Raw genomic sequence first — 14,689 nt, forward strand, 5'->3', positions numbered from 1 at the left:
CCCTATTCGGGGAATTCTCAGACCGGACGGTGCCGGAAACGGAGTGCCAGCACGCAGACAGAGATCCCGAGGACGCCGAAAATCGGCTGTAGCCAGTGGAACCGTCCGATGATCAACGGCTGGATCGTGACCCAGCCGACCAAGAGCACACCGGCGGCGAACGCGAGGTCGGCGGCATACCGGTCCGTCCGCAGGGTCGCGGCCGCCGTGGCCGCCATCGGCAGACCGACGACGAGAGCGAGCAGGCAACCTGCCAACAGCGGACTGTCGAACGGCAGCCGGCTCGTCACGTCGGCGCCCAGAGCGAATTCGCGCTCGGGACTTGCCTTTCGGCCGCAGGCGCGCGACCTCGAGGCGCACGTCGATGGTGAAGGTGGTGGCGACGGAAATCGTCCGCGGCGCGGGGAGCGCAGCAGCTACCGATCGTTCCTGCGCGCCGCGACATAGGCCGCGACGACAGCGGCCAGCACGACGATCTCCGCGCCGAGCACCAGGGTGAGCGGCCAGTTCATGATGTCCTTCCGGCGTGGGAACCCGTCGGTCAGGGATGGATGGTGCTGGCGGGCGCCCGTGGCAGGTCGAGCACGCGCGCGATCCTGCTCGACCAGGCGCGCACGGCCTGCCAGTCGCGCAGATCGCCATAGCGGGCGCCCCCGAGGAGCCGGTACATGGCGCGGGCCTGCCACGAGACGCCGGCACGTTCGTACTTCCCGGCGAAGGCGGTGTAGTTGCGGGGGCGCACGGCGTGGACGATGTCGGCGATCTTGCGGGGGATCCGGCGCCCGATCCTGCGACCGATCGGCCCGCGCAGCGCGGGGCCCAAGCCCACACTGAACAGCCAGACATCCTTGTCCGTCAGTGTGTTCAGGTTGTGGCGGATATACGCCGAGGCTTCGGGCAGCAGATCCATGTCGTGGATCGCGCTGCCGAGGACGACGGTGTCGAAACCGGTCAGCTCGGGTGCGTGTGCGATGTCGTGGAGTTCGGTGTGGGCGCCACGGGCGAGCAGGTCGTCGGCGATGAACTCGGCGATGTCGCGGGTCGAGCCCTGCGCGGTGGCGTACAGAACGGCGATGCGGTGGGAAGGGTTCGAAGTCATGGTCTCAGCGTCGCTCGAGCCGTGGCGGGTGGAGCAGAGCCGAGATACCCGCACCTCGGGGACCAAAGACACCGCAGCCGCGCAGGTGACCATCGCTGGTCGCGCCGGGACTTTCGGCTCTGCATTCCACATCCGCCACGATCGACGATTGAGCTATGACCAGTGATAACGTCTCCGCCATCGTCGTCGCGGGCCTGACGAAACGTTTCGGCCGCACCATCGCGCTGGACCAGCTGGACCTGACCGTGCGGACGGGCGAAGTCCATGGCTTCCTCGGCCCCAACGGCGCGGGCAAGACCACGGCGATCCGCGTCCTGCTCGGGCTGTTGCGCGCCGACGCGGGCACGGTGCGCCTGCTGGGCGCGGACCCGTGGTCGGATGCGGTCGCGGTGCACGCCAGGCTGGCCTATGTTCCGGGCGAGGTCACCCTCTGGCCTGGCCTGACCGGGGGCGAGACGATCGATCTGCTCGGCACGCTGCGCGGCGGCATCGACCGGCGTCGCCGCGCCGAGCTGCTGGAGCGGTTCGATCTCGACCCGACGGTGAAGGGTCGCGCCTACTCCAAGGGCAACCGGCAAAAGGTGGCGCTGGTCGCCGCGCTGGCCTCCGACGCCGAACTGTTCCTGTTCGACGAGCCGACCGTCGGCCTCGATCCGCTCAAGGAGGTCGAATTCCAGCGGTGTGTGCGTGAGCTCGTCGACGACGGCCGCACCGTGCTGTTGTCGAGCCATATCCTCGCCGAAGTGGAGGCCCTGTGTGACCGGGTGAGCATCATCCGGCACGGCCGCGCGGTGGACAGCGGCACGCTCGCCGAACTGCGACAGTTGCGCGCAACCACGATCAGTGTCGAAACCGCGCGCCCGGCCGACGGGCTCGCCGCGGTACCCGGCGTACACAATCTGACCATCGAAGGTCGTCGGGCCAGGTTCGACATCGAGACCGACCGCTTCGACGAGGTACTGCGTGCGATGTCGGGCCTGGGTGTGGTCGAGATGACCAGTACCAGACCGACCTTGGAAGACATCTTCCTGCGTCACTATGCGAGCGGGCCGGTGTCGGTGGCGGTGGGATCATGACCACCGGGACCGACACTCCGACCGACACCGGCGTAGCGGGTGCCGCGACGCTGGTGCGCTTCGCGATCCGCCGCGAACGCTGGACCGTGCCGTGGTGGCTGCTCGGCATCGGCACCCTGATGGCGGTGCAGTCGGTCAGCAGCCAGGGTTTCTACGACTCGCCCGCGAAGCTGGCCCAGCTGCGTGCCACCATGAGTGCCAATGCCGCGGCGGTCGCGATGGGCGGACCCACCAGGCTGCTCGATACGATCGGCGGCGAGATCGTCTTCGAGATCTTCGCCTATCTCGCGATCGTCGCCGCGCTGATGAACATGTTCCTGATCGGCCGCAATACCCGGTCCGACGAGGAATCCGGGCGCGCGGAGCTGATCAGGTCCGCCCGCGTCGGACGGCGCGCGCCGCTGGCCGCCGCGCTGGGCACCGCGCTGATCGCCGATGTCGTCGTCGCGGTCGTCGCCGGCGGCGCGGCGGCGGTCACCGGCCTTCCGGTCGGGGGGTCGATCCTGCTCGGCGTCGCGATCGGCGGCGTCGGGTTCACCTTCGCCGCCGTGACGGCGGTCGCCGCGCAGGTGTTCGAGAATCCGCGCACGGTCTACGGTTCGGTCACCGCGCTCGTCGCGCTGGCTTACATCCTGCGCGCTGTCGGCGATGTCGGACCCGAGTACGTGTCGTGGCTGTCGCCCATCGGGTGGGGGCAGCGGACCTTTCCCTATGTCGACGATCGGTGGTGGCCGATCGTGCTGTACGTGGCAGCGGCGGCGTCGCTGATCGCGGTGGCGTTCGTGCTCGCCGAACACCGAGACTTCGGGGCAGGCCTGCTGCGGTACCGCGCCGGACGGGCCACGGCGTCGCGGCTGCTCGCCTCACCCCTCGGACTCATCTGGCGGCTGCAACGAGCCTCCGTGCTGGCTTGGTGCGTCGGGGTTTTCGTGCTCGGCGTCGCCTATGGCTCCTTCGCCGACAGCATCGAGCAATACCTTCGCGACAATCCCGAGATCGCGGCGTACCTGGCCGGGAACGCGCAGGACGCGGTGAATTCCTATCTGGCACTGACTCTGTCGATCCTGGCGCTGCCGACCGCGGCCTACGGGACCGCCGCGGTACTGCGGGCCAGGGCCGAGGAATCGGCGGGCCGGACTTCGGTGATCCTGGCCCAACCCGTCGGCCGGGCGCGATGGCTGCTCGGCTATCTGGTGGTGGCGATGACCGGCAGCGCGCTGGTGCTGATCGCCGGAGGGTTCGGCGAAGGCCTGGCTTACGGGGTGACCGTGCACGATCTGGCCCAAGCGCCGCGGATGGCGCTCGCCGCCGCCGCGTACGTGCCCGCCGTCTGGGTGATGGTGGCGGTCGGGGCCGCCGCCGTCGGTTGGTGGCCGGGGGTGGCCACGACGGTGGCCTGGGTCTACTTCGGCTACGTCGTGGTGGCGACGATCTTCGCCGACGCGTTCGACCTGCCCGACTGGTTCGGTGCGGCGTCGCCGTTGCGCCACAGCCCGTTGGTGCCGCTCGACGCGGTCGATCCGCGTGCCCTGGCCGCCACCCTGGCCGCCGCCGCGGTGATCGCGACGATCGGCGTCGCCGGATTCCGCCGCCGCGACATCGGGGGCTGACCATGCGTTCCGCCCCGCCTGACGAAACGCCCCCAGCCGGTGCACCGAGGAGAGTGATCACCATGACCGCGACCACGTTTCATATCGACGCCGTGGCGACGCGCACGGCGCGGCTGTGGCGATGCCGGCCGTGGAACACCAACCCGCTCATGCGCTGGCCCGACCGGCTGCTGGCGGTGGCCCGAGTGTGCGCGGTCGCGCTGCTGCTGGCGGCTGTGCCGGTAGCCGGCGCGGTCGGGACCATCACCTATTCCGATGACGTCGCCGACATCCAGGCCGAACGTGCCGGCGTCGACGTCGTGCAGGGGCTGGTACTGGACCGTCCAGAACGGACCTCGGGCCACCTCTATCAGGCACGGGTGAGCTGGCCCGGCACCTCCGGGCCGGTCGTCGCGACGGTGACCGTCTCCCGCAAAACCACCGAGGGCCAGGTGATTCCGGTATGGCTGAACGACGCCGGTGTCCCGGTCCGCGAACCCAGGACCACCGACGCGGCCGTGGTGAACGGTATCGGTGCCGCGGTGGTGATCCTGGTGACCGCCGGGCTCGTCGCCTGGGCCATGACCTACGGCACCGCGTTCGTCGTCGCCCGCCGTCGTTCCGCGGCGTGGGATCACCACCTCTCGGCCCTGAACGGCTGACGAGCCCAGTCGGACTACGACCAGCTCACGTCAGGTGACGGGCGAAGAAATGATTCCCGGCGTCTGCCTCGAATCGCGGTACTCCGGTGTGCCCACCCATGTTCGCGTGCAGCGTCTTCTGTTCGGACCCGAACGCGTCGAACAGGTCGAGGGCCTGCTGCCGGTCGTTGCCCTCGTCGTCCCATTGCAGCAGGACCTGCAGCGGAATGGTGAGCTGTCGGGCTTCCTCGAACATGGTGCGGGGCACGAAACTACCGGCGAACAGCAGCGCGGCGGCGATGCGGGGCTCGACGAGCGCCAGCCGGATGCCGAGGGAGATCACCCCGCCCGAATAGCCGACCGGGCCGCCGAGTTCGGGCAGCGCAAGGAGAGCGTCCAGGGCTGTCCGCCATTCCGGGACCGCCTTGTCGACCAGCGGGAGGACGAGCCGGTCGACGATGTCGTCATCGACCGGCTCACCGGCATCCAGTGCCCTGCGCAGGTCGACGACTGCCTGCTCGGTGACAGCGCAGCGGGGACGTTCACCGCCGCCGGGGAGTTCGATGGTGGCCGAGGCGAAGCCCGCCGCCGCGGCGTGCTGGGCGCGGGCCGCCAATCGGGGGTACATCGCGGGCAGTCCGCCCGGGTGGCCGACCAGGATCAACGGTGCCGGTGCGGATACGGATGCGGGTGTCCACAGGATGCCGGGGATCTCGTCGAGGGTGAAGTGTCGTTCGAGGACGCCGTCGTCGAGGCGGCGTGCGGAGGTGACGTGCATGGTCGTGCCTTTCGGGAGTGCTCGTGCGGCGCTCCCGGACGACCTATCGCCCGACCGTGACCCCGAAGGGGAGCACCCGTACCGATACTGCGTTCACAGGTACCACCTCCTCGTTGTCTCACACGGTCTCCGGAAAGGTAGCAGCGGCCGCCATGGTCCGCCAACAGGTTTTCTCGCGAGGGCTGCCGCGCGGTTCAGCGCAGGTAGGCCGTGAGGTGGGGGACCGCGTCGGCGACGTGCTGGGCGGTGAGCGGTTCGGCGATGTAGGTGAAGGTCCATTCGTGGTCGGTCCGGCGGAGGACGCCCAGGACGAGGCCGGTGTGGGAGTGCGCGGAGGCCAGGTCGATGCGGGCGATCTCGGTGCCGGTGACGCTGTCGAGGAGTCGGCAGAAGCCGTTCTCGATCCGGTCGAAGGGCTGACCGGTATAGCAGGTGATGAGGAAGACGACGGTGGTGACGGCGGGGTTCAGCCGGGTCAGGTCGGTGACGATGAGTTCGTCGTCACCGTCACCGACGCCGTCGACACTGTCGCCGAGGTGCCGGATGGCGCCGTCGCGCGAGGTCAGCTGTTCGTGATAGGCGATGTCGACGAAGTCGGTTCCGCTGAACGCCAACGCGGCCGCGTTCAGGTCGATGTCCTTGGCGCGCCGCCGGAAATTGCCCGAGCGCGCAGGATCCCAGCCCAGTCCCAGGGTGACGTGAGTGAGGGTGGTGCGGGGGACTGCTCCGGGCATAAGACGCTCCTGGTCGATTGGCTTCGGCCGGTTGCCGTTCGGATCCCCCGGCGCGATTCCCCGCAAACATGCCCCACGGATCCGGCCCCCGCAATCCAGGCGCGGATGCGGGGGCCGGGAGGCGGTGCGCGACAGAGCGATTCGTCCCGCCCGGTCACGCCTCGACCGGGAACTGCGCCTCGGTGGCCGGGCGACCGGCGCGCAGACGGGTGACCTCCGAGCGGGCGAACTCGACCCGCGGCGTCTCGGCGCCGCGCTCCGCGGCCAGCGCGTCGGCCAGGTCGAAAATCGCTTCGAGGACACGGTGGTTGCGGGCGCGTCCGGCCCGGCCGGTGCCGGTCTTGCGGAATGCCCCACGCCGCGGTGCAACGCGATCACATCACCCGTGACGGTGACGTCCTTCTCCGGGATCGCCGCATTGACCTGCGGCAGCAGTACCCCTTGCACAAAGGCCAGGGCGAAGACGCTCGGCGCGGGCACGATGGTGCGCGTGTCCATGCCGAGCCACCGGCGGTCCACAGGGACACAGCGGTCGCTCGGTCTGCGGCGAGAGGGTCAGGCAGCGGGAGCGGTCGCGGGCTCGATGCTGTGCCGCTTGACGAGCAGCACGATCGCCAGCACCGGGTAGACCAGGATCGGCAGCAGGGTGCCCGGGTAGATGGCCTGATCGGCCAGGATGACGGTGCCGGTGAGCAGGGTGAAGTCGAACAGCCCATGCAGGACGGAGTTGACCGTGTTGCCGCGGCTGACCCGGCGGGTCAGGTAGAAGAAGTAGCCGGCCAGGCTGACGACGACGGCCTGCGGCAGCGCGCTGACGCCGTGCGTTATTCCGTTGGTCAAGTGCACAGCGCCGAACACGATGCTCGACCACAACGCGACCCGGCCCTCGGTCAGCCCATGATCCCGCAACACCAGCACACCGATGCCGCGGAACATGCCCTCCTCACCCCAGCCCACGAACTGGGTGGCGATCAACAGCACCAGCACATAGAGCAGGCCCTTGTCGGCCAACGCGCTGTAGTTGATACCGAAGACGATCGCGACGACGAAAACGATCGGCACGATCCGGACCCAGGACCGGGTGGGCCGGTCGTCGTGCAGGACCGGCCGCAACCAGCCCAGGTAGGTGATCACGCCGTAGGTGAAGGCCAAGGCCACACCCAGCGGGATGATCATGCCGAAGAACACCGCGCGCGTGGACAGGAAGTCGTCGGAGTCGGTGAGGGCCGCCATCAGCAGACCGCCGAGCTGGATGATCGCCAGGTAGACGATCACGATCAGCGCGAACATCGGATAGGTCAGGCGGCGGCCGGGCCGCGTGACCGGCAACGCGGATTCTGGCGTGCTCATGTCGGTCAAGATATCGGTTCGGGTCCGGGCATGGTGCCGCTGGAAGGATTCCCGGCACGCCGGTGTCGATCGCCGTGGCGATCAGCCAGCTAATCGGGGGACAGCGGGCGCCTTCGGCGGGCCGAGTCCGATGTCGGCGACCGGTGCGGTGATGAAAGTTCCCGCTCGACAGCATTGTTCGCCAGCACGTGCCGATTCGCATCATGTCCGTGAGGCTTCGCGACGAACTGATCGAGCCAGTGCCTTTCCGGGGTGGGCAACATCTGGCGCTTCCGGCCGATACCCAACCGCATCCCGGCCCGGGTAAGCGACTCCCTAGGGGAGCGGACCACCGGCTCCGGCGACGAGCGCCATCAGCACGGGCACGGCTACGGCCAACAATTCCGGCCAGGCAGCACGAACGGTACGGGTGTACCACTGCCCCTAGTTTTCGAGAGGTTCTGTCGCAGTTACGTTACGTTGGCTGCGACCAAACGGAAACGGAAATACTCCGAGGTGTTCAGCCGAGAGGAGCGGCACTGACCCCCGATAATGTTCACTTATCGGCGGTCAGATGTGTGGTAAGCGGATTTGAGCCCCGAAGGGGCGACACGGTTTTCGTTTCGTCTAATTCGTAAAGAATTGACGAAACCAACGTTACGATTCTCCCGTGTCGAGCGTCTGCAACTATCCCGGCTGTGCCCGTCCCATCACCCGCGGCGGCGGTCCGGGTCGTCCCTCCGAATACTGCGACCACCCGGACCACACCCGATGGCGGGCATGGCGGGAAAGGCAACGCCTACAGCAGGAGTCGGAGGGTGGGGTCGAAAACGTCACTGTGACGACTCAAGGTCCGGTGACCGTGGCGAGGCTGCGTGCGGATGAGCTGCTCGGCCAGTTCCGGGGACTGGCCGAGCAATTGGGCACGACGCTGAACGCCGCCGTCGCGGAATTGTCGACGCTGGGCGACCCCTCGGTGGCCGAGGCCCAGGTCCAGGCCGTGCAGGCCGATGCCGCCCGACGGATCGCGGAAGCCGACATGAAGGCGGTCGCCGCCGAACAAGCCCGCCGGGAGGCGGAGGAAGCCCGGGCCAACGCCGAATCGGCGGCCGAGGACGCCGCAGGCGCTGCCGAGGACGCCGAGCAGCTGATCGCTGCCGCGCACGCGGCGCGCGACGAGGCCTTGGCCGAGGTCGAGCGCCTGACGAAACAGGCCGCCGACGAGGTGTTCGCGGCGCGCAGCGCGGCCGAGGCCGAAGTCCGTGCCGCGCAACGAGACGCTGCCGAGGAGATCGAACGGATCCGGCAGGACGCCGCCGACCAGACCGCGCGCGCCGAACAGCGCGCCGACACCGAGATCGCCCAGGTCCGTCGCGAGGCCGAAGCCAGGGTCAACGCGGCACAGGCCGAACGTGACCTGGCGGTGCAGCGGGCCGCCGACGCCGACCGGGCGACCGAACGGGCCGAGGCCGCGGCCGCCGAACGAGTGGAAGCCGCCAGCGAAGCGCGCGAGGAATGGCGCAGGGCCCGAAGCGAACTGGAGGCGACCCGGACCGAACTCGATCGCACGCGCGCCGAACTCGCCGACCTGCGCCGCACCGCCATCACCGACGCCGAAACCTGGCGCACCGAATCGGCCGCCGCGCTGGAACGGGTCAGGGCGGAGACCTCCGAACGGCTCGCCGCGCTCGACGATGCCCGCACCCAGACCCTCGCCCGTGCCGAACGCGCCGAACGCCAACTCGACGAACTGCTGGCCGCGACCCGATCACCTGCCGAGGCGAACGCGCTAACCGGCGCGGCGCGCGGCGCACTGGACTAGCGTCAGCGCCATGACCGACCAGCCCGGACCACTGGAGTCCACACGCGAGTTCGCCGCCGTCGACCTCACCGCGATGCTGCACGAGGACGAGGACACCTACACGGGTCCCTCACCGAAGGTCCGGCTGATCGCGATCCTGGTGGTGGCGGCGCTGGTCCTCGGTGCGGGCGCCACCACCCTCGCGATCCTGCTGTCCTGACCCTAGGCCGGGCGGGCGAGCGGCGTGTCGGGGTCGCCGGAGTTGCGCAGCGCGACGATCTGGTCGGGAACCCAGTAGATGCGGCCGAACTCGAACTCCTGGTACCTGCCGTCGTCGTGGGTGATTTCGTCGGAGGCCGGCCAGCCCAGCTGACCGTTCTCGAATCCGGACGCCGACCAGCGCGCGCCGATCGCGCCGTGCACGCGATAGGCGGGCTGACCGGCCCGCCGATAGACGGTGCCGCCCTGGAAGGCCTGGGCGAGGCCGGGGCCCGTGCCGCGCGGGTCGGGCAACTCGGCGTGCTCGGCGATCGGGTAGCCCAGGGGACCCGCCTCCCAGCCGAGCTCGGCGTACTTGGTCATGATCGCGGTGGGGATGGCGTGGGCGTCGGTGGCCGGGTGCCAGTAGACATCGCCGTGCTCGAACTCGGCGAAGCGGCCCACTCCATCCGGGGTGGCGATCTCGCCGATGGTGCGGCGCGCGCCCAGCCACGGCGACGCCGCGGCGCGGTCGTCGATGGCGTTCGGCGCGGTGCCGGCGAATTCGGCGACGTGCGCGGCGAAGACGTCCCACGGAAAGTTCGGGCCGACATCGGTGTGACTGCCGATGCCGAGCGCCCTGGTCACGTAGTTGTGGTCGGTGATGCCGTCGGCGACGTGATAGTCGGGGGCGATGACCTCGGTCGGGTACCCGTGTCGATGTGCGCTGCGGACCGCGACATAGGCGGCGATGCGCAGATCCTCGTCGATGGACAGCCAGTCCTGGCGTGACCAGGCGACCCGGCTGCCCGCGAAGCACAGATTGACGGTGAACGGGTTGGCCGACAGCACCGACCAGGAGGCGAGTTCTTCGGGCACGACCCGCACCAGCACCGCGTCGCGCAGCGTGTAGTGGTAGGAGACGCCGTTGGCCGGATTGTTCAGGTAGGCCGCCAACGATTCCGCGGTGCCGTTGCCCTCCTGGGTGTGCAGGATGAAGTTGGTGACCCGGGCGCCGTCGCGGGAGGAGTGCGAGGGACCGAGCCGGTCGAGTTCGGTGAACGCGGGAATCACCACGGAGCGGTCGATGCTCCACTGACCGAAGTCGGGGGCCAGGATGTCGTTCACATCGACGTGCGTGCCGTCGATGACGGGCCCCGGGTTGCTCGGTGTGTCGATCACCCGCTGGTAGAGCACGGCGCGTGGTTCGCGCTCGGTGCCCGACCAGGCGCGGGTCTGCCAGACCCAGCTGAATCCGCCGCGACCACCGACCACACCATCCTCGATCGCCCAGGCGCACACCCGGGAATGCCCGTAGATGCCGGTCCATTCGGTGCCGAGGACGGCGTTCACGCCGCGGAAGAACTCGACTGCGGTGCTGTTCCACTGGGACAGGGAGATGTCCTCGTCGACGGCGAAGAAGATCGGTGCCCGGCGCGGTGCGCCGAGACTCAGATGGGTGGCCAGTGCCTGTTCGGCCATGCGCCTGCCGCCGTCGAACCCGGTGGTCCAATCCGATGGGGTGGGATCGCCGGGTTTGCCGAACTGCCAGATCGACACGATGTCCAGGCCGGCGGACTCCAACGCGCGGGCATAGTCGACGGTGATCGGTTTGGCACCGAAGTTCGCGCCGGGCCTGCTGGGAGAGACATAGGCGAGAACCGCCGAGTGCCCGGCCGCGGCGATGGCGGCCGGATCGATGAGACGGGCGGCGAAATCGACAGCTGTGGACATGGTTGACCCCCTGCATGACTACATATCCGATGGCATGGCTCACGCTCGTACCCCGCGCGTCGGCTGCAGGGTTACGCTGGTACCCGAGAATCGGTACCGGGGTGCCGAGGATCTCACCCTGCACCCATTCTAAGCGAAACACTCAGCACCGCACCGGGATTCGCTGACGATCGGGACAGTACCCGACCGCGCCGACCGGCAAACGCGGGCGGAATCGGGCCGTACGCGGGGGCGGTGCGGAACAGCGGTTTTCGATGCGACTCGCGCGGGCTCGGCGCGTTGCGGCGCACCGGCGCGGCGTGTCGCGAATCGGGTTGCGGCGCAATGGTAGCGGCCCGGCGGCGCGGCCTGTTCACTGGTAGCCATGGCTTCCACCGCTCGACCCAGCAGGCAGCGCCGACCAGGGGTGCCCGGCCCCGCGGTGGCCCCTGCCGAACTGGTCGTTCTCACCACGGCCACCGGTACCGAGATCACGCCGATCGCGCTGCGGGAGAGCCGGTCCGTGCGGGCCCGGGTCGACGAACTGCTGCCCGCCGACACCCACCTGGTGCCGATCTTCGGACCGGATAATCGGCTGGCCGCGCGTTTGGCCGATACCTCGCAAGCATCGGTGGCGGGGGAGTACCTGCGCTACTACACGGTGCGCGGGCAGGTCGGCGACCTGGCCGCGCTCGCGGATCGACTGCGGCGAGACGACACCGTCGCCGCGGCCTACGTGAAACCGGCCGCCGAGCCGCCACTCGCACCGCTGGCGCACAACACCGTCGCGCCGGACGCGCCCGCGGTCACTCCCGACTTCCGGACCAGACAGGGCTATCTCGACGCCGCGCCGGCCGGGATCGACGCGGCCTGGGCGCACACCCGGCCGGGTGGGCTCGGGACCGGCGTGCGGGTGATCGATGTGGAGGGCGCCTGGCGATTCACCCACGAGGACCTGCGGCAGAACCAGGGCGGAGTCATCGGCGGCACGTCCTCGGCCGAACTCGGGTGGCGCAATCACGGCACCGCCGTCGCCGGGGAGATCAGCGGCGATCTCAATGCCTACGGTGTCACCGGCATCGCGCCCGAGGCGCACATCCGGGCGATCTCGATCTTCGGGGTCGGCTCGGCCGCCGCGATCCGGTCCGCGGCCGACGCGCTCGACCCCGGTGACGTCCTGCTCATCGAATTGCATCGTCCCGGACCTCGATTCGACTATCGCGGCCAGCCCGACCAGCGCGGCTACATCGCCGTCGAATGGTGGCCCGACGACTTCGCCGCCATCCGCTACGCCGTCGGGCGCGGCATCGTCGTGGTGGAGGCCGCGGGCAACGGCAACGAGAACCTCGACGACCCCGTCTACGACGCGCGCCCCGGCGACTTCCCCACCGGCTGGCACAACCCGTTCCGCGGTGGCGACGCCGATTCCGGCGCCGTTCTGGTCGGCGCGGGCGCGCCGCCGCCCGGGCTGCACGGCCGCGACCACGGCCCCGCGCGTTCCCGGCTCCCGTTCTCCAACTACGGCGTCCGCCTCGATGCCCAGGGCTGGGGCCGCGAGGTCACCACCACCGGCTACGGCGACCTCCAGGGCGGCGCCGACGAAGACTTCTGGTATACCGACGAATTCAGCGGCACTTCGAGCGCGTCCCCGATCGTCGTCGGCGCCGTCGCCGCGTACCAGGGCATGCGCGCCATCGGTCCGGGCCGGGCGACCCCGGATCAGGTCCGGGCACTGCTGCGTGCCACCGGCTCACCTCAAACAGCGGCGCCGGGCCGGCCGGTGACCCAGCGCATCGGCGCCCTGCCGGACCTGCGAGCGATGACGGCACACGGGTAGCCTGCGGCATGGCTGTCATCCACCACACCACGCTGGTTCCCAGCAAGCTCGCGTTGATCGAGACGATGTTGCCCCGGCGACCGTGGTACCGGGGCCGGGTGCCGCGCCTGCGCAAGGTCGGTGGGTTTCGGATCGACGATCCCGCGGGGGCGGTCGGCATCGAATTCGTGCTGGTCGTCGACGATTCCGCCGCCCGTCCGGTGGTGTACAACGTGCCACTGACTTATCGCGGCGCCGCACTGGCCGATGCCGAGAGCGCGCTCTTGGGAACCGCCGAGCACGGGGTGCTCGGTCGACGGTGGATCTACGACGGCGCCGCCGATCCGATCGCCGTCGCCGCGATACTGGAACTGCTGAGCGGGCGAGTGGCGGCGCAGGCACAGAATCGCAGCGACACACCCGACCCGTCGGTGTCGGTCGTGCCGACCGGGACCATCACGGCGCAAGCCCACATCGGTACCGCTGTCGACGGCGACACGGCGACCGAGGTACCGATCGGGACCGCGGGCATCCTGCGATTTCACCGTTCACCCGCGGGGCGACCCTCCGGTGCGCCGGGAACCCTCGCCGCGCCCTACGAGCTGGACGGGCCAACTCGCCATCCGGTCGAACTGGTGAGCTTGCTTTCGCGGTAGCCCTGGAAAATGAGATGTGCGGTGCCGTGCCGCCGTGGGAGGGTACGGAGATGGCATCGGCGAAGAGCATCACCGTGCGGTCGGCTACCAGCGCGGACGCGGACGCGATCACCGGATTGCAGGAGACCGGATTCGGGATGCGGTACGGGTCCGACGAACTCCCGTACCGGTGGGAACTGTTTCCGGTCGAGCGGTCACTGGTCGCGGTCGACGGTGACCGGGTCGTCGGGCACACCGTCGACCGGACGATGACGGTGACCGTGCCGGGGGCACGGCAGGTCCAGGCCTGTGGTGTCTCGGGCGTCGCGGTCGCGCCGACGCATCGGCGGCGTGGCATCCTGCGTGAGCTGTACACCGCTCAGCACGAGCGCACCGAAGCCGACGGGCTGCCGCTGACGATCTTCACCGCCAGCGAGGCCACGATCTACGGCCGGTTCGGCTACGACCCGGCGATCCTGTCGACCACGATCTCCATCGACCGCCGTCGAGCCGAGTTCCGCTCGACCACGCCCGATCCCGGCGGCGTGGAGCTGGCCACCCTGGCCGAGGCGGCGCCGCACATCCGGGCGATCTACGAGCGCTGGCAGCCGACGGTGCCGGGCGCGCAGGTGCGGCCCGACGCCAAATGGGATCTGTTCTTCGCCGACGTGGAACGCCACCGCGACGGCGCCACGACGCTGTTCGCCCTGGTCCACCCCGACGGTTACGCCCTGTATCGGCGGCGTTGGCGCGACGGACATTCCACCGCGTCGGTATGGGAGTACCGGGCGCTCACCCCGGACGCGCACGCCGCGCTGTGGCGGGTGCTGCTCGGGCTGGATCTGGTCGAGACGATCGACGTCGAGATCGCCGACGACGATCCGCTGCCGTACCTGCTCACCGATTCCCGGGCGGCCCGCGTGCTCGATCGCGGTGACTCGCTGTGGGCGCGGCTGATGGATGTGCCCACCGCGCTCACCGCCCGCGGCTACCGGCACGACCTCGACACGGTCCTGGCTGTGCACGACCCGTTCCGTTCCGCCGGTGGCACCTTCGCGCTGCGCGTGCGCGACGGCGTCGCCGAATGCGCACCCACCACCCGAACCGCCGCGCTCGGTCTGGATATCAATGTGCTGGGCGCGTTGTATTTCGGTGCGCACCGCGCCCGGGGCCTGGCCGCCGCGCACCGGATCCGGGTCGACGACGCGGCCGCGCTGCGCGATCTCGACGCGGCCTTCACCGCTGAGCGCGCGCCGGAGCTGGGCTGGTTCTTCTAGCGC

The 14,689-nt window shown here is 69.7% G+C and carries 14 protein-coding genes; 8 read left to right on the forward strand and 6 right to left on the reverse strand.

The window, feature by feature from the left end:
• Window positions 1–17 precede the first annotated feature (17 nt).
• Both ATM97_RS22975 and ATM97_RS22980 read right to left on the reverse strand, forming a co-directional pair.
• Window positions 18–290 (reverse strand): hypothetical protein, encoded by a 273-nt coding sequence (locus ATM97_RS22975; RefSeq protein ID WP_218720122.1) that lies wholly within the window; start codon window positions 288–290, stop codon window positions 18–20.
• A 251-nt stretch (window positions 291–541) separates the two neighbouring features.
• Window positions 542–1,099 (reverse strand): flavodoxin domain-containing protein, encoded by a 558-nt coding sequence (locus tag ATM97_RS22980; RefSeq protein WP_218720123.1) that lies wholly within the window; start codon window positions 1,097–1,099, stop codon window positions 542–544.
• Between the two features lie 155 nt (window positions 1,100–1,254).
• Here ATM97_RS22980 and ATM97_RS22985 point away from each other — a divergent pair, with 155 nt between their 5' ends.
• From ATM97_RS22985 to ATM97_RS22995, 3 genes are all read left to right on the forward strand, one after another.
• On the forward strand, window positions 1,255–2,175 hold the full coding sequence (locus tag ATM97_RS22985) for an ABC transporter ATP-binding protein (protein WP_218720124.1): 921 nt from the start codon (window positions 1,255–1,257) through the stop codon (window positions 2,173–2,175).
• Window positions 2,172–3,785 carry an ABC transporter permease gene (locus tag ATM97_RS22990; protein ID WP_218720125.1) on the forward strand — a complete coding sequence of 538 codons (1,614 nt, stop codon included), beginning with the start codon at window positions 2,172–2,174 and terminating at the stop codon, window positions 3,783–3,785. Before ATM97_RS22985 ends, ATM97_RS22990 begins: the two co-directional genes overlap by 4 nt.
• 62 nt (window positions 3,786–3,847) lie before the next feature.
• The gene (locus ATM97_RS22995) at window positions 3,848–4,426 is read left to right on the forward strand and encodes a hypothetical protein (protein WP_218720126.1); all 579 of its coding nucleotides are present in this window, start codon (window positions 3,848–3,850) and stop codon (window positions 4,424–4,426) included.
• Between the two features lie 25 nt (window positions 4,427–4,451).
• Here the strand turns inward: ATM97_RS22995 and ATM97_RS23000 are convergent, their stop codons facing one another.
• The 3 genes from ATM97_RS23000 to ATM97_RS23010 form a co-directional block, all read right to left on the reverse strand.
• Entirely contained in the window at window positions 4,452–5,183 is a 732-nt protein-coding gene (locus ATM97_RS23000; protein ID WP_218720127.1) for an alpha/beta hydrolase, read from the reverse strand.
• Window positions 5,184–5,377: 194 nt separating this feature from the next.
• Window positions 5,378–5,917, reverse strand: coding sequence for a TerD family protein (locus ATM97_RS23005; RefSeq protein ID WP_218720128.1), 540 nt, complete (start codon window positions 5,915–5,917; stop codon window positions 5,378–5,380).
• A 555-nt stretch (window positions 5,918–6,472) separates the two neighbouring features.
• Window positions 6,473–7,267 carry a type II CAAX prenyl endopeptidase Rce1 family protein gene (locus ATM97_RS23010; protein WP_218720129.1) on the reverse strand — a complete coding sequence of 265 codons (795 nt, stop codon included), beginning with the start codon at window positions 7,265–7,267 and terminating at the stop codon, window positions 6,473–6,475.
• A gap of 835 nt (window positions 7,268–8,102) precedes the next feature.
• Here ATM97_RS23010 and ATM97_RS23015 point away from each other — a divergent pair.
• Window positions 8,103–9,068 (forward strand): hypothetical protein, encoded by a 966-nt coding sequence (locus ATM97_RS23015; protein ID WP_308248591.1) that lies wholly within the window; start codon window positions 8,103–8,105, stop codon window positions 9,066–9,068.
• 10 nt (window positions 9,069–9,078) lie between these two features.
• Window positions 9,079–9,267 carry a hypothetical protein gene (locus tag ATM97_RS23020; RefSeq protein ID WP_218720131.1) on the forward strand — a complete coding sequence of 63 codons (189 nt, stop codon included), beginning with the start codon at window positions 9,079–9,081 and terminating at the stop codon, window positions 9,265–9,267.
• A 2-nt stretch (window positions 9,268–9,269) separates the two neighbouring features.
• Here the strand turns inward: ATM97_RS23020 and ATM97_RS23025 are convergent, their stop codons facing one another.
• Entirely contained in the window at window positions 9,270–10,979 is a 1,710-nt protein-coding gene (locus tag ATM97_RS23025) for a glycoside hydrolase domain-containing protein (protein ID WP_218720132.1), read from the reverse strand.
• Between the two features lie 364 nt (window positions 10,980–11,343).
• On the opposite strand from ATM97_RS23025, the gene ATM97_RS23030 reads away from it, so the two are divergent.
• From ATM97_RS23030 to ATM97_RS23040, 3 genes are read left to right on the forward strand one after another with little or no spacing between them, the layout of a single operon-like run.
• Window positions 11,344–12,795 carry a S8 family serine peptidase gene (locus ATM97_RS23030; RefSeq protein WP_255588256.1) on the forward strand — a complete coding sequence of 484 codons (1,452 nt, stop codon included), beginning with the start codon at window positions 11,344–11,346 and terminating at the stop codon, window positions 12,793–12,795.
• Window positions 12,796–12,803: 8 nt separating this feature from the next.
• Window positions 12,804–13,430: a 1,4-alpha-glucan branching protein gene (locus tag ATM97_RS23035; protein ID WP_218720133.1), complete on the forward strand. Its 627-nt coding sequence runs from the start codon at window positions 12,804–12,806 to the stop codon at window positions 13,428–13,430.
• A 50-nt stretch (window positions 13,431–13,480) separates the two neighbouring features.
• Entirely contained in the window at window positions 13,481–14,686 is a 1,206-nt protein-coding gene (locus ATM97_RS23040) for a GNAT family N-acetyltransferase (protein ID WP_218720134.1), read from the forward strand.
• Window positions 14,687–14,689: the final 3 nt, after the last annotated feature.

The sequence above is a fragment of the Nocardia sp. MH4 genome, from assembly GCF_019266065.1.
Classification (GTDB): Bacteria; Actinomycetota; Actinomycetes; order Mycobacteriales; family Mycobacteriaceae; genus Nocardia; species Nocardia canadensis.